We start from the raw sequence: 15,122 nt of genomic DNA on the forward strand, positions 1-15,122 counted from the left end.
GCGTGGACCGTCATTGCGCAAACCACTTGTCTCCGTTGGCGACTGGACGGAGCACCCGGGTGACCTTGTCACCGACGGCGCACAGGGCCTCGACGAGCACCCGTTCGCGCTCCGGTGTCAACCGCGACAGGGGCACCGAGACGCTGATCGCATCCTGCGCAGGCCGGCGGTAGCCCAGTGCGACCGCGAAGCACCGCACCCCTTCGGTGTTCTCCTGGTCGTCGGTCGCGTAGCCGCGGATCCTGGCCGTCTCCAACTGTTCGGAGAGGACGTCGAGGTCGGTCGTGGTGTGCGGGGTGATCGCCGTCAGCACGTCCGGCACGTGCCGGTCCCGCTCGACGCCGAATCGGTCGGCCAGCAACGCCTTTCCCAGTGCGGTGGCATGGGCGGGCAACCGCCGCCCCACCCGGCTCGCCGTCCGCCGGTACTGGCGGGATTCCCTGGTGGCGAGGTAGACCACGTCGAGACCGTCCAGCCGGCCCAGGTGAAACGTCTCGTCGAGTTCCTGGCGCAGGTCGTCGAGGAATGGGGCGATCGTCGGCAGGTAGGGGTCCCCGTCCAGATAGCTGGTGCCGACCAGCAGCGCGCGGATGCCGATGCCGTACATCGTGCCGGTCTCGTCGGAGCGCACCCACCCCTGCGTCGTCAAGGTCCGTAGCAGCGCGTGAGCACTGCTGCGCGGCATGTCCAGGGCTGCGCTGATCTCCCGGATCCGGGCGGGTCGGTCCGGCCGGGCAGCCAGGTATTCGAGGAGTTCGACGGTGCGCACGGCCGACTTCACCTTGCGCACTGCGACGTCGGAATCTTCGTTGCCGGTCACGACACTCCCACCTCGTGGACGATCAGCGCGGTGGCACCGGCGAGCGACATGCCGATGGCCGTCCACCGCTGCCGGGCCGGAGTGAGCCAGCCGTTGACGTACCGGGACAGGACGTAGCCGCCGACGATCGCAGGGCTCAGCATCGCGAACGCCCGGAGGGTGTCGGTGTGCACGGCGCCCGTCACGGCCAGGACGGCGATCGAGAGGATCGACCCCACGAGGAAGAACCCGCTCATCGTGCCGCGCAACCTGGGACCCGAATTGCCCTGCCACACCAGGGCCATCGGCGGACCGCCGATCGCGGTCGCCGTCCCGAGCACGCCCGACGTGGCGCCCGCGAGCATCAGGTTGCGCGGTCGCGGCACCGGGACCCACCCAAAGCTGGTCAGCGCGACGCCGCACAGCACCACGCAGCCGATCAGGATGGCAAGGGCGCGTTCGGGTATCGCGAGCAGCAGCAGACCGCCCAGCACGGTGCCCGGTACCCGGCCCAGCAGTGCCCAGCCCGTTCCGGAGAAGTCGATCGCACCGCGCTCGCGCACGGCGACGGCCAGTGTCACCGCGGCCGCGAGCATGATGATGGTGCCGGGGATCAGGCTGGGGTCGACGATCGCCACGATCGGCGCGGCCAGCATCCCCATGCCGAATCCGATCGACGCCTGCAAGCACGACGCGACGAGGATCGCCACGGTCACCACCGCGAAACCCGCACCGCTCACGCGCTGGCCGAGAGCGCGGGCTCACCCACCAGGGGGTGGTGGCACTCGGCGCCGTGGGTGGCCGACTGCGGGTCGACCGCCAACGGGGGCCGCTCCGTCGCGCACACGTCCGTCGCCTTCCAGCACCTGGTCCGAAAGCGGCACCCCGACGGCGGATTCAGGGGCGAGGGCACCTCGCCCTTGAGCAGGATGCGCTCCTTGCGGTGCGCGGCGTCGAGCTTGGGTGCCGCCGACATCAGGGCGGCGGTGTACGGGTGGCTGGGTGAGTCGAAGACCGCGTCGGTGGGCCCGGATTCGACGATGCGGCCCAGGTACATCACGGCGACGCGATCGGCGACGTGCCGGACCACCGACAGGTCGTGGGAGATGAAGACGTACGCGATGCCCAGTTCCCGTTGCAGATCGTTGAGAAGGTTGAGCACCTGCGCCTGCACCGAGAGGTCGAGGGCCGAGACCGGCTCGTCGCAGATGACCACGTCGGGGTCCAGCGCCAGGGCACGTGCGATGCCGATGCGCTGGCGCTGCCCGCCGGAGAACTCCTGCGGGTACTTGTCCGCCGCCTTGGCTCCGAGTCCGACCAGCTCGAGCAGTTCGCGCACCCTGGCGTCGCGCTCACCCCGGGAGGCGAACATCGCCTTGTGGGTGCGCCACGGTTCGGCAACGATGTCGCCGGCGGTCATCCGAGAGTTCAGCGACGCGTATGGATCCTGGAACACCATCTGCACGCGACGCCGAAACCTCAGCAGGTCCTTGCCTCGCAGGGTGAACGGGTCGATGCCGTCGAACGAGACGCTGCCCGAGTCGGGGCGCTCCAACATCATCAGGGTTCTGGCCAAGGTCGACTTGCCACAACCGGATTCGCCGACCAGTCCCAGGGTTTCGCCGCGGCCCAGGTCCAGGGTGATGCCGTCCAGCGCCGTCAGCCCCGACTTGCTACCCGGCACCCTGAAGGTCTTGCGAAGGTCGCGAACCTGCAGCAGTGGATCAGACATTGACGACCTCCTGAGGAAAGTGGCACGCGGAGCGGTGTCCGTCGCCGACGGTGTCGAGTGCGGGTTTGGTCGTGCGGCAGACGTCGGCGACCAGCGGGCAGCGATCCTGATAGGCGCAGCCCCGCGGGATCGAGTGCAGGTCGGGCGGAGCACCACCGATCGACTTGAGGTCGTCGCCGCGGACCGCGCTGACCGGCACCGAGTCCAGCAGCCCCTTGGTGTAGGGGTGGCGCGGGTTGGCGAACACCTCTGACACCAGACCGGTTTCGACGATGTTGCCCGCGTACATGACCGCGACGCGGTCGGCTTCCTCGGCCACCAGCGCCAGGTCGTGGGTGATCAGGACGACCGCCATGTCGTACTCGGTGCGCAAGCTGCGCAGCAGCGCCATGATCTGCGCCTGCACCGTGACGTCGAGCGCGGTGGTCGGCTCGTCGGCGATCAGCACCCGGGGGTTGAGGGCCACGGCCATCGCGATCAGAAGGCGCTGCCGCATGCCCCCGGAGAACTGGTGCGGATAGGAGTTCAGCCGTGTCTCCGGCTGCGGAATACCCACGCGCGCCATCAGTTCGACGGCCTTGTCCTTGGCCTCGCGGGCCTTCATTCCGTGGTGGATCTGGAACGGCTCCGCCAGCTGGGTGCCGACGGTGTAGAGCGGGTTGAGCGCGGTCAGCGCGTCTTGGAAGACGATCGCCAACTCGGTGCCCGCTAGCTTGCGACGGGCCTTGCGGTCGCACGACAACAGATCGGCGACGCCGCCTCGGCCCGTCAGCTTGGCCGATCCCGCCGTCACCTCGGCGACGGGTTCGAGCAGGCCGACGAGTGCCGTCGCCGTCATCGACTTGCCGCAGCCCGACTCGCCCAGCAGCGCCAGCGTCTCACCGCGGCGGGCGTCGAAGGTCACCCCGTCGACCGCGCGGACGGTGCCGGAGATGGTGCGGATGTCGACCGTCAGGCCGTCGACCCGCAGCGCCGGGTCGGCATCGGCGAGGTCGACCTGCGGATGTTCTGCGATCGCGGTCATCGGTGTTCCCTTCACGGCAGAGCCTTCGTCGTCTTGGTGAAGCGGGACAAGCGTTTCTGGGGGACGGTCAGACGCCACCGCTGTGCCGGGTCGGTCGCGATCCGGGCCCATGCGGCCAGGATGGTCGCCGAGACCGTGGTGATCACGATGGCCAGGCCGGGGAAGAACGACAACCACCACGCCGAGTTCAGATAGGTGCGGCCCTGGGAGACCATCAGCCCCCAGCTGACGTCGGGCGGTTGAATGCCGATGCCGAGGAAGCTCAGCGAGCTCTCCGCCAGCATCACGTAGCAGAAGTCCAGTGTCGCGACGGTCAGCAGCGTCGGCAGCACGATCGGCAGCACGTGCCGGGTGATGATCGACGAAGCGCTGGCGCCGAAGGTGCGGGCCGCGTCGACGAAGAGCCGGCTCTGCAGTTCGGCCGACTCGGCACGCGCCGTGCGCAGATAGACCGGGATGCGCGTGATTGCCAGCACCGCAACGATGTTCGCCGCGCTAGGCGAGAAGACGTAGAGCACGACGACGGCGAGCAGCAGGGACGGGAAGCTCATGATGACGTCGGCCACGCGCATGGCGACCGTCTCCCGCCAACCCCGGTGGTAGCCGGCCCACATGCCGATCAGCGAACCGGCGACCGCCGAGATGACCACGGCGGGAATGGCAACCGACAGGGTGGTCCGGCTGGCGACGATCAGGCGGGCCAGCATGCTGCGCCCCAGCGGATCGGTGCCGAGGACGTTGGCCCAGCCGTGCGCCAGGGTGAACGGTGCCTGGTTGGAGTTGTCCAGGTCGATGGCGGTGGCGACGTGGCCCATCAGCATCGGCCCGAACAGGGCGGTGAGGAACACCAGGGCGAGCACCATCGCCGCGCAGAAGGCCACTCGGTCGTTGGCCAGCAGCCGGAACCACACTGCGCGGCCGGACTTCTTGGCGGTGGCCTCGCCGACGATCGCGGTCGTCGGCTTGACGGGAACCAGGTCGAGTTGAGTACTCATCGCGTGACTTCCTTAGACTCGGGCCGGTTCCCGCACGCGTGCGTCGAGCAGCGCGTAACAGGCGTCGATGGCGATGTTGAGGACGAAGATGCTTACGGCGGTGAGCAGGACCGCCGCCTGCAGGACTGCGAAGTCGCGCTGCAGGATCGCGTCGATCATCAGCTTGCCGATGCCGGGCCAGCCGAAGATGGCCTCGACGACCACGGCGCCGTTGATCAGACCGACCGCGAGGTCGCCCGCCACGGTCAGGGCCGGAGCGGCGGCGTTGCGCAGCGCGTGGTGGGTGACCACCCGCAGATCGCCGGCGCCCTTGCTGCGGGCCAACCGGACGTACGGCGCCGAGAGCGCGGATACCATTGCGCCGCGGACTACTTGGGTGAGTACGCCCAGCGGCCTGATCATCAGGGTGGCGACGGGCAGGATCCACGACAGCACGCCACTGTCCACGCCGGAGGTCGGCAGCACGCCGAGGAGAACCGCGAACAGCCACACTCCGGTGATGGCGAACCAGAAGTCGGGAATGCTCGCCGCCGTCATCGACAGCAGGCTGGAGAACCGGTCGGCCAGCGAGTTGGGCCGGTAGGCCGCCCAGCAGCCGATGACCACGGCGCCGACGATGGCCAGAAGCATGGTGGTGAACGCAAGCTGGAGGGTGGCGGGAAAGGCGCGAAAGGCCATCTCCGAGGCCGACTCTCCGGTCCGCAGCGAGGTCCCGAAGTCCAAGTGGGCCACCCCGGAGAAGTAGTCCCCGAGCTGCGTCAGGACGGGCTGGTCGAAGCCGTTCTTGGCCGCGAACGCCGCCCGCTGCTCGGCTGTCGCCGACTCGGACATGTACAGGTTGGTGGGATCGCCGGTGAGCCGGGCCAGGAGGAACACCCCTAGCAGCACGACGATCAACGGGACTGCGCTGGTGTACATCCGGCGCCTGACGAAGCGGAACATGGGAGGCCTTCCTGACTACTGGGCGTCGGTGCGGTCGGTACCGGAGGGCGTCATCTCGCCGAGACGCATCTCGTCACCCGTCGCGGAGTTGGGGACGTAGTCGACGCGGGGCGACTTGCCGAGGATGCCCTTCATGTGGGCGAGGTAGGCCATCTGCATGATGTCCCGGGGTTCCTCGGCGAAGAGCTTCGCGAAGGCGTCTTGACGCGGCTCACCGGTGAGAGCCTCTGCGGCACGGATCTTCTCGTCGAAGGCCTTCGTGCCGTACGCGGCCTGGGGGCCGTCGCTGAGCATGTACTGGTCCATGGTGAACGCAGCGTCACCGGCCTGGTTGCCGTGCATGATCATCAGCAGGTAGGGACCGGTGCCGGCGGGGAACGGTCGCAGTTGGTACTGCAGCTGCGAGGCCGTGTCCATCATCTCGATCTTGACGTTGAGGCCGATGTCGGCGAGCTCGCTCTGGATCACCTCGATGGTCTCGGCGATCTTGGGGAACTGGGCGGTGCGGCCGATCAGCCGGATCTGCGTGTCGACCGGGACACCGTCGGCCTTGGCCTCCGCGACGAGCGCCCTGGCCTTCTCGGCGTCGTGCGGCCACAGCGGCAGTTGGTCGTTGTAGCCCACCACGCCGGATGGAATCAGCTGCGAGGCCGGCTCGCCGAGTCCTCGAAACAGCGCCTTGACGATGCCGGTGCGGTTGACCGCGTAGTTGATCGCCTGCCGCACGCGGATGTCGTTCAGCGGCGGTTCGGTGGCCTGCATGCGCAACGCGGTGGTCTCGTTGTTCTGGAAGGGGACGCCCAGCGCGCCGGCCCCGTCCTCGGGCCCGAGGCCAGTGGCGATGTCGGTCTCGTCGTTCGTGATCATCGCGGCGCGGACGCTGCCCTCGCTGCGCCACTGGTACTCGGCGCGGGCAAAGGCCGGCTTCGGGCCCCAGTAGGCGGGGTTGCGCGCCAGTGTCAGCTTCTGCCCGAAGTCCCAGTTGGCGATCGCGTAGGGACCGGTGCCGATGGGCTCGCGCACCTTCTCGGTCGTGCTGGTGCTCCGGGGCACGATCTCGACGAATGAAATCCGCAGCGGCAGAATCGGATCGGGCTTCTCGGTGTCGATCGTCAGCGTGGTGTCGTTCGGCGCGGAGACCTCGAGCTTCTCGTCGCCGAAGACGTAACCGTCGACGTTGCACTGCAGGTCGGAGTTGACGGCTCGGTCGACGGCGAACGCGGCGTCGGCGGCGGTGAAGGGAGCCCCGTTGGAGAACGTCACGCCGGTCCGGATGTCGAACGTCCACCGGGTGGGCGAGGTTTGGCGCCATCCGGTGGACAGCAGCGGCTGCAGATCCCCGGAGTTGGGGTCGCGTTCGACCAGCGGCTCGGTGATGTTGGAGCGCACCACGATTCCGGTCGAGGTCAGCGAGCTCTCGCAAGGCTCGAGGGTCGGCGGCTCCTGGGACAGGACGATGCGCAGCGTGCCGGGGTCGTATCCGCCGCGGCCGGAGTTGGCGACGGTGCAACCGCTGGTGGCGACGGTGAGTGCCGCGACGCCGATGGCGAGGGCCGCTCTCGAACTCATGTGTCCTCCGGGGCTGCCGATGTGACGTCCACGTATGTGGATGCGACGTGTGATCGCAGACACACCGTAGGGACGCCGTTTCGGCAGCGTCAACCCCGCTCGAAAGGCCTCAGCAGGCCCGAGAGGCGGGAATTCGGCCCGGTTACCGCCCGCTCGAAAGCACCGTTGACGTGCGATGACACCTCTTCCGACCGACCGCCGATACCGAGGCCGCACGCCCAAACGCCTGCTCATGCAGGTTGGGCATTAGTCCATGCTAATTCGGCGTTGGACGGGTATCCGCAGGTCGTCGTAGCGTGGTGAGCACCATGAGCACCCCCGAGAATCACTCCGTATTGCAGGTCGGACCGCTGAAGGCCTCCCTGGAGCAGACCCTGTCCGAGTCCTACGACGCGACCAAGCTTTCGGAGGAACCGTCCGAACGCGCGGCGTTCCTGTCGTCGCAGGGCAGTCAAGTCACCGCCGTGGTGACCTCGGGTCGCACCGGAGTCGACGCCGAGTTGATGTCGGCGCTGCCGCGTCTCGGGGCGATCGTCAACTTCGGCGTCGGTTACGACACCACCGACGTCGACGCGGCCGCGGCTCGCGGGGTGGGCGTGAGCAATACGCCCGACGTCCTGACCGACTGCGTCGCCGACACCGCGGTGGGCCTGACGATCGACGTGATGCGCGGCTTCTCCGCCTCGGACCGGTACGTGCGTGCCGGCAAGTGGCCGGTCGCGGGCAGCTATCCGCTGACCCACCAGGTGAGCAACCGGCGCGTCGGCATCATCGGACTGGGCCGGATCGGATCCGCAATCGCCAAGCGGCTCAGCGCATTCGGATGCACCATCTCCTACCACAATCGCAGCGAGAAGGCGGGCGTGCCCTTCGCGTACGTCGCGTCGCCGGTCGAACTCGCCCGCGGGGTGGACGTCCTCATCGTCGCCGCCGCCGGCGGCAGCGGCACCCGGCGACTGGTCGACGCCGACGTCCTCGAAGCGCTCGGGTCGTCGGGTTACCTGGTGAACATCGCGCGTGGCAGCGTCGTCGACGAGGCCGCACTGGTCGACGCCCTCGTCGACGGCCGCCTCGCCGGTGCGGGCCTGGACGTCTTCGTCGACGAGCCCAACGTGCCCGAGGCGCTGCTGGGTCTGGACAACGTGGTGCTCCTGCCGCACGTCGGCAGCGGAACCGTCGAGACGCGGGCCGCGATGGAGCAGCTCACCCTCGACAACCTGGACGAGTTCCTGCGCAGCGGCCGGCTGGTGACGCCGGTCGTCGAACCTGCGATGGCAGTCTAGAACTAGGCGGTTGGGCTTCTCGACCATTCGATTCCCTGACGACTCCTAACCCGCCGAGTTGTCAGACCCTCTCTCTACGATGGTGGCATGGCCACGGCGACAACCACTTTGAGCTCACAGGAGCGTCTCGAAGTGCTGTTCGACGAGATGGCGGAGTTGACCGGCCAGCGCAACGCCATCGATGCCCGTTTGGTCGAGATCGTCGCCGAGATCGACGGTGACGGAATCTGGGGCAACACCGGGTGCAGGTCGGTTCCCGCGTTGGTGGCGTGGAAACTGGGCGTCACACCACACAATGCCGAGAACATGGTCACCGTGGCACGCCGGCTGCAGGGGTTTCCCCGCCTCGCCGAACGGATGCGCGAGGGACAGCTGTCGGTGGATCGTGCCGGGGTGATCGCCGAACGCGCCGCCGACGGATCCGACGAGCACTACGCCGAATTGGCGGTCGTCGCCACGGTGAGCCAGTTGCGGACCGCAGTGAAGATGGAACCCCGACCCGATTCCACGCCGAAGCCGAAACCGGAGCGGTCATTCAGCAAGACCGTCAGTGAGACGTACACGACCTATCGGATCCGGTTGCCGAAATTGGATGCCGCTAAGTTCGATGCGGGGTTGGCGTCGCACCGCGACGGGTTGATCGCGGAGTGGAAGCATGACCACGGTGACGAATCCCCCGCATCCGAGGATTCCCCGCAGGTGCCGCCGTTTCCCGACGCCGTCGATGCGCTCGTGAGCTTGGCCGAGACCGGGTGGGACGCCGACGTCGCCCGGCGCCCGCATGGCCAGCACACGACGGTGGTGGTTCACGTGGATGTCGAGAAGCATGCGGCGGAGCTGCATCTGGGGCCCGTGCTGACCGACGCCGAGCGCCGCCTCCTGCTCTGCGACGCCACCTGCGAGCTGTGGCTGCATCGCCACGGCCAGGCCAACGGATCTGGGCGCGCGACCCGCACCATCAGCCGCCGCCTCCGTCGGGCACTGGAGCACCGGGATCGCTGCTGCGTGGTCCCGGGCTGCGGGGCGACCCGCGGTCTGCACGCCCACCACATCGTCCATTGGGAGGACGGCGGGTACACCGAGTTGGACAACCTGGTGCTGCTCTGCCCGTTCCATCACCGCCTGCACCATTCCGGCGGAATCACCATCACCGGATCCGCGTCGACGCTCGTGGTCGTCGACGCCGACGGCGACCCGCTCGACCCCGGATCGTTGGCCCGCACCCCGACCCAACCCCCACCGGCGGTGAAACCCTGCCGCGGACCGTTGGGCGAACGCGCCGAGTGGTGGTGGTACACACCGTTCGAACCCCAACCACCACCGGAGTCGGGCAACTAGCCAGGTTCGGAGCGCTCAGAGAGCGAACTCGTCGACCAGATCGTCGGTCGTCCACTCCCGGGCGGGCAGCACGTCACGCAACAACCGCAACAGCGCGGGGTTGGTGCTGTCGCTGCGCCATGCAGCGTCGAGTTCCACCGGGCGCTCGCGGAAAGCCCCGATGGAGCGGAACGTCACCCCCTCGGGGTGCAGTGTCGCGGCCGACGCCGGCACCAGCGCGATCCCGATCCCGGACCGCACCAACACCAGCATGGTGTGCACCTGCGTGACGTACTGGACGTAGCGGGGGGTGGCACCGGCGATGGTGAAGGTACTGATCAGCAGATCGTTGAAGTACCGCGCCTGGACCGGTGAGTACATGATGACGTCTTGACCGTCCAAGTCGTTGAGCGTCAGCTGGCGGGGCAGGTGCGCCAGCGGATGCTCGCCGGGCAGGGCGGCGACGAGCTGCTCGTGCAACAGCGGGCGCGACACGATGCCCGGCCGCTTGACCGGGGGGCGGACCATCCCCAGGTCGATCTCCCCGCTCATCAGACCCTCGAGCTGAACGGCCGAGACCATCTCGCGCAGTTCGAGTTTCACGTCGGGAAGCTCCTCCCGAGCGCGTTCGAGCAGACGCGGCAGCACCGCGTGCGCGGAGGCGGCGGTGAAGCCGACGACCACGGTGCCGAGGTCGCCGGCGGGCACCCGCCGGACGGTCATCGCCGCACCTTCGGCCAGTTGCAGGATGCGGCGGGCGTCGGGCAGGAAGGCCACCCCGGCCGGGGTCAGCGTGACCGACCGGGTGGTGCGGTCGATGAGCTGCACCCCGAGTTCGGATTCGAGCTGCTGGATTTGGCGGCTCAGCGGCGGTTGCGTCATGTGCAATCGTTCGGCTGCCCGGCCGAAGTGCAGTTCCTCGGCGACCGCAATGAAGCAGGAGAGCCGCGCCAACGAGAACATCCATGCACTCCCCGAATCAGTCGGCGCCGTTGCCGCGTCGATCGGGTATGAGTGTAACTACCAGCGCGGGCTGGTGGCCTCGAACGAGGGCTCGACGCTCTGCATGTAGCCGGTGTCGTCCCGGTCGCGGATCCCGCACCGGAGATACTGCTCGTGCAGTGCGGCGAGGGCGTCGTCGTCGATCTCGACGCCCAACCCGGGCGTCGTGGGCACGGCCACCGCACCGTCGCGAATCTCGAGCGCGCCGGGCTTCACGACCTCCTCGGTCTTCCACGGCCAATGGGTGTCGCAGGCATAGGTCAGATTCGGCGTCGCACCGGCGAGGTGCACCATCGCCGCCAGGCTGATGCCCAGGTGGGAATTGGAGTGCATCGACAGGCCGAGCCCGAAGGTGTCGCAGATGCCGGCCAACAGCCGCGACCGCTGCAGGCCACCCCAGTAGTGGTGGTCCGAGAGCACCACCTTGACGGAGTCCTTGGCGACCGCGGGGGCAAGCTGATCGAACGCGACCACGCACATGTTGGTGGCCAACGGCATCGGCGACTGCGCGGCCACCTCTGCCATGCCGTCCAGACCCGGCGTCGGATCCTCCAGGTATTCGAGGATGCCGGCGAGACCTGCCGCGACCTTGACCGAGGTCTGCGGCGTCCAGGCCGCGTTGGGATCCAGTCTCAGCGGATGGTTCGGGAAGGCCTCGTGTAGCGCCTCGACGGCCTTCATCTCCTCGTCGGGGGGAAACACTCCGCCCTTGAGTTTGATTGCCGTGAAACCATATTCGCCGATCATCTTGGTGGCTTGCGCGACCAGGCCCGCCGGGTCCAGAGCCTCGCCCCAGGAGTCGGGTTCACCGCCTGGATGCGCCGCCCACTTGTAGAACAGGTAGGCGCTGAACGGCACTGCGTCGCGGACCAACCCGCCCAGCAGATCCGAGACGGGCCTGCCGGTGGCGTGGCCCTGCACGTCGAGACACGCCACCTCGATCGGTGAGAACACCTGGTCGACCGCACTGGCCGTGGTGATCATGCCGGCAGTGCCGACGGCTGCGTCGTCACCCCGTAGCCTCTCGGCGATGGCAGCACGAATGGCGTTGAGCGCGAACACGTCCAGTCCGGTGACGGCATCGGCGGCCGCCTGCAGGCGGGCCAGGTGGCGAGTGTCGGCATAGGTCTCGCCCAACCCGACCAGACCGACGTCGGTGTCCACCTGGATGATCGCCCGCAGCGCAAACGGCTGGTGCACGCCGACGGTGTTGAGCAAGGGTGGGTCGACGAACGCGACCGGCGTGATGCGCACGCCGGTGATCCGGATGCTCGCGGGCACTAGCGCGCGGCCGCGAGTTCGTTGGCGATCACCGCGCGACCGGCCGCGATGATGTCGGCCAGCGCCTCCACGTCCTCGGGCGACGGCATGATCAGCGGTGGCCGAACCGGTCCCGCCGCAACGCCTTCCATGCTGACACCCGCCTTGATCAGCGACACCGCATACCCGGGGACGGTGTCCCGCAACCGCACCAGCGGGTGAAAGAAGTCCCGTAGGAGCGCCGCGACCAGTGCCTCGTCGTCCCGCTCCAGCGCCTCGTAGAACGCCAGGGCCAACTCGGGGGCGAAGGCGAAGGTGGCCGACGAGTACAGCGTGACGCCCAACGCGCGGTAGGCCTGCTGCGACACCTCGGCGGTCGGCAGACCGTTGAAGAACTGAAATGGCTTGCCCAAGGGCGCTAGTGCGTCGGTGACGGCACGCACGATGCGTGCCACCAGGTCGACGTCGCCCGTTCCGTCCTTGAAGCCGACCACGGTCGGGAAGTGGGCGACCTCGACCGCGGAGGCCTCGGTGTAGCGGGCGTTGCCGCGGTTGTAGACGATCAGCGGCAGGTCGGTGGCGCTGGCGACCTCACGGGTGTACTCGACGAGCCCGCGCTGGGGCATCGTGACGAGGTAGGGCGGCAGCAGCAACAAACCGTCGGCACCCGCATCCGCGGCCGCACGGGCGAAGATCTTGGCCTGGGCGACCGAGCCGCCCGCGCCGGCGTAGACCGGCACCCGGCCGCCGGTCGCCTCGACCGCGGTGCGCACGACGCCGGCGAACTCGACGGCTTCGAGGGCGTGGAATTCGCCCGTGCCACAGGCGATGAAGACGCCGCCGGGGCCAGCGTCGACGCCCTTGGACACGTGCTCGGCAAGCCGGACGAGGTCGACGTCACCGCTCTCGGTGAAGGGGGTGACGGGAAAGAACAGTACGCCGTCCAGCATGTCGTGACTCCTAGGTCGCAGAGAGGTGTCGCAGTGGGGTTCGGTCAGTCTTGGGTGAGTTGGCCGTCGACGCGGCGCCACAGCCCGTCGGGGTTTCCCTCGGCAATTGCACTGGGCAGCAATGACTTCGGGACGTTTTGGTAGCACACCGGCCGCAAGAATCGTTCGATGGCCCGGCCGCCGACGGAGGTGGTGCGGGAATCGGAGGTGGCAGGCGAGGGTCCGCCGTGAACCATTGCGTGGCAGACCTCGACACCGGTCGGCCACCCGTTGAACAGGATGCGGCCGGCCTTCAGCTCGAGCAGCGGCAGTAGCTCCGCGGCCTGGTCGTGGTCGGAGTCGTCGACGTGCAGGGTCGCCGTGAGCTGACCCTCCAGATCACCGACGACGGCTGCCATCTCGGCGGCGTCGGCGCACCGCACGACGATGCTGGAGGCACCGAAGACCTCGGCCTGCAGTGCCTCGGAGCCGCGGAAGGTGGCGGCGTCGGTGCTGAACAGGGCGGCCCGACAGGTGGTGCGCTCGTCACCGGGTGTCCCGCGCACGAGCAGGTCGGCGTCGGCGTCGAGGGCCGCGACGCCCGTCGCGTAGTTCGCCGCGATGGCGGGGGTCAGCATCGGCGTCGCCTGCGCCTGTTCGACGGCGTCCTTGGCCGCGGCCAGAAACGTGTCGAGGTGCGGTCCGTCGACGGCGATGACCAGACCCGGATTGGTGCAGAACTGCCCCGACCCCATCGTCAGCGAGGCGACGAAGGCACGGCCGAGGTCGGCTGCGCGGGTGGCCAGCGCGCCGTCCAGAAGGAAGACCGGGTTGATGGAGCTCATCTCGGCGTAGACGGGGATGGGCTCTGGGCGTGCGGCCGCAGCCGCGACGAGAGCCATTCCCGCCAAACGTGATCCGGTGAATCCGACGGCCTTGATCCGCGGATCGGTGACGAGTGCGGTACCCAGCCCCGGTCCTGAGCCGAACAACAGCGAGAACGTGCCCGCGGGCAGACCGGACGCCTCCACGGCGTCGGTGATGACGCGGCCCACCAGTTCGGAGGTGCCCGGATGGGCGTCATGAGCCTTGACGACGACGGGACATCCGGCCGCCAGGGCCGACGCGGTGTCACCCCCGGCCACGGAGAACGCGAGGGGGAAGTTGCTGGCGCCGAACACCGCGACCGGGCCGAGTGGGACTGCGCGCTGGCGGATGTCGGGGCGCGGCAGCGGCTCGCGGTCGGGCAGGGCAGGGTCGATCCGGGCGCCGTTCCAGCTGCCCTCGCGCACCACGGCGGCGAAGAGGCGGAGCTGACCGGAGGTGCGGCCGACCTCGCCGGTGATGCGGGCGTGCGGCAGACCGGATTCGGCCGTCGCCCTGGCCACCAGGGCGTCGCGCCGGGCGTCCAGGCCGTCGGCGATGCGCTCGAGGAACTCGGCGCGGCGCTCGGAGGTCGTGGCCCGGTACTCGTCGAAGGCCTCGGCGGCCGCCACGCAGGCCTGTACGACGTGATCGTCGTCGCCGTACCGGTAGGCGGGTTCGATCTCGTGGCCCGCGACGGGGTCGAAGGCGCGCACCTCGGTGCCGTTGCCCGAGACGAGCTCACCGGCAATGATCATTCGGCCGGTCAAGGTGCTGATGGTCGGTGCGGTGTCGAAGGTCGTCACGCATCCCACGCTAGGTCCCGGATCAATACATGTCCAAGACCAAAATGGCACCGACTAATGCACGACCTGCATCAGCGGCGGCCTGCCCTCAGGCGGACTTGCGATCCCGCAGTGCGAGCCGCTGCAACACGTCGCGGCCCAGCTCGCGCAGGTCCACGCGGGGCGAGGCCGCGATGAGCGTGACGCCGTCGGCGACGCCGGCCACCTCGATGTCGGCGATCAACCCGGCCAGCCCGTCGACCGTGCCGGCGTAGCGCAGGGTGCCGTCGTCGACGACCGCCAGCTCGCGGACCGAGCGGAAGTCGGGTGCCACCGCGACGGTGACGTCGAGGATCACCTCCACACCACTTCGGTCGGACTGAATCCGAGCGCGGCCACGCTGGGCCCGCTGCAGGTCGGGAGCCGCCAGCCGGACGGTGGGCTCACCACCGTCGGTCAGCTCACTCCAGTCGTCGCCCGCACCGTCCACCACGAATAGCCGCATCTGCGCGAGGGTAGACGTGGCGCCGAGGTCGGGCGATGGTTGCGATCACGCCGATTCCCTCGGTATGACCCGGCGAACGCGCGGCGTGGCGCGAACCACGGGGCCGGGCTTAGTAG

Annotated in this window: 14 protein-coding genes; 2 read left to right on the plus strand and 12 right to left on the minus strand. The window is 68.8% G+C overall.

The annotated features are described in order from the left end of the window. Positions 1 to 10 precede the first annotated feature (10 nt). From ABZ195_RS06690 to ABZ195_RS06720, 7 genes are read right to left on the minus strand one after another with little or no spacing between them, the layout of a single operon-like run. Positions 11 to 820, minus strand: coding sequence for an IclR family transcriptional regulator (locus ABZ195_RS06690; protein WP_355215976.1), 810 nt, complete (start codon positions 818 to 820; stop codon positions 11 to 13). Next, on the minus strand, positions 817 to 1,539 hold the full coding sequence (locus tag ABZ195_RS06695; RefSeq protein WP_355215978.1) for a sulfite exporter TauE/SafE family protein: 723 nt from the start codon (positions 1,537 to 1,539) through the stop codon (positions 817 to 819). The genes ABZ195_RS06690 and ABZ195_RS06695 overlap by 4 nt, the downstream gene beginning before the upstream one ends. Beyond that, complete coding sequence (locus ABZ195_RS06700; RefSeq protein ID WP_355215980.1) at positions 1,536 to 2,531, minus strand: oligopeptide/dipeptide ABC transporter ATP-binding protein; 996 nt, start codon at positions 2,529 to 2,531, stop codon at positions 1,536 to 1,538. Before ABZ195_RS06700 ends, ABZ195_RS06695 begins: the two co-directional genes overlap by 4 nt. Continuing rightward, entirely contained in the window at positions 2,524 to 3,555 is a 1,032-nt protein-coding gene (locus ABZ195_RS06705) for an ABC transporter ATP-binding protein (RefSeq protein WP_355215981.1), read from the minus strand. Before ABZ195_RS06705 ends, ABZ195_RS06700 begins: the two co-directional genes overlap by 8 nt. 11 nt (positions 3,556 to 3,566) lie before the next feature. Beyond that, the gene (locus ABZ195_RS06710; protein ID WP_355215984.1) at positions 3,567 to 4,550 is read right to left on the minus strand and encodes an ABC transporter permease; all 984 of its coding nucleotides are present in this window, start codon (positions 4,548 to 4,550) and stop codon (positions 3,567 to 3,569) included. Positions 4,551 to 4,562: 12 nt separating this feature from the next. After that, entirely contained in the window at positions 4,563 to 5,492 is a 930-nt protein-coding gene (locus ABZ195_RS06715) for an ABC transporter permease (RefSeq protein WP_355215986.1), read from the minus strand. Between the two features lie 15 nt (positions 5,493 to 5,507). Continuing rightward, positions 5,508 to 7,061 carry an ABC transporter substrate-binding protein gene (locus ABZ195_RS06720; protein WP_355215988.1) on the minus strand — a complete coding sequence of 518 codons (1,554 nt, stop codon included), beginning with the start codon at positions 7,059 to 7,061 and terminating at the stop codon, positions 5,508 to 5,510. Between the two features lie 308 nt (positions 7,062 to 7,369). Here ABZ195_RS06720 and ABZ195_RS06725 point away from each other — a divergent pair, with 308 nt between their 5' ends. Together ABZ195_RS06725 and ABZ195_RS06730 are read left to right on the plus strand one after the other, a co-directional pair. Further along, positions 7,370 to 8,344 carry a 2-hydroxyacid dehydrogenase gene (locus ABZ195_RS06725; protein WP_355215990.1) on the plus strand — a complete coding sequence of 325 codons (975 nt, stop codon included), beginning with the start codon at positions 7,370 to 7,372 and terminating at the stop codon, positions 8,342 to 8,344. An 87-nt stretch (positions 8,345 to 8,431) separates the two neighbouring features. Beyond that, entirely contained in the window at positions 8,432 to 9,682 is a 1,251-nt protein-coding gene (locus tag ABZ195_RS06730) for a DUF222 domain-containing protein (protein ID WP_355215992.1), read from the plus strand. Positions 9,683 to 9,697: 15 nt separating this feature from the next. On the opposite strand, the gene ABZ195_RS06735 is transcribed toward ABZ195_RS06730, so the two are convergent. The 5 genes from ABZ195_RS06735 to ABZ195_RS06755 all read right to left on the minus strand — a co-directional run bounded on the left by ABZ195_RS06735 (position 9,698) and on the right by ABZ195_RS06755 (position 15,006). Beyond that, positions 9,698 to 10,624: a LysR substrate-binding domain-containing protein gene (locus ABZ195_RS06735; RefSeq protein ID WP_355215994.1), complete on the minus strand. Its 927-nt coding sequence runs from the start codon at positions 10,622 to 10,624 to the stop codon at positions 9,698 to 9,700. A 57-nt stretch (positions 10,625 to 10,681) separates the two neighbouring features. Further along, on the minus strand, positions 10,682 to 11,944 hold the full coding sequence (locus tag ABZ195_RS06740; RefSeq protein ID WP_355215996.1) for a glucarate dehydratase family protein: 1,263 nt from the start codon (positions 11,942 to 11,944) through the stop codon (positions 10,682 to 10,684). Further along, entirely contained in the window at positions 11,944 to 12,873 is a 930-nt protein-coding gene (locus ABZ195_RS06745; RefSeq protein ID WP_355215998.1) for a 5-dehydro-4-deoxyglucarate dehydratase, read from the minus strand. Before ABZ195_RS06745 ends, ABZ195_RS06740 begins: the two co-directional genes overlap by 1 nt. Positions 12,874 to 12,917: 44 nt before the next feature. Further along, the gene (locus ABZ195_RS06750) at positions 12,918 to 14,474 is read right to left on the minus strand and encodes an aldehyde dehydrogenase (NADP(+)) (RefSeq protein WP_355216114.1); all 1,557 of its coding nucleotides are present in this window, start codon (positions 14,472 to 14,474) and stop codon (positions 12,918 to 12,920) included. 136 nt (positions 14,475 to 14,610) lie between these two features. Continuing rightward, positions 14,611 to 15,006, minus strand: a complete 396-nt coding sequence (locus ABZ195_RS06755; protein WP_355216000.1) for a hypothetical protein — start codon at positions 15,004 to 15,006, stop codon at positions 14,611 to 14,613. Between the last annotated feature and the right edge of the window lie 116 nt (positions 15,007 to 15,122).

It is taken from the genome of Mycobacterium sp. NPDC006124 (assembly GCF_040614235.1).
Lineage (GTDB): Bacteria > Actinomycetota > Actinomycetes > Mycobacteriales > Mycobacteriaceae > Mycobacterium.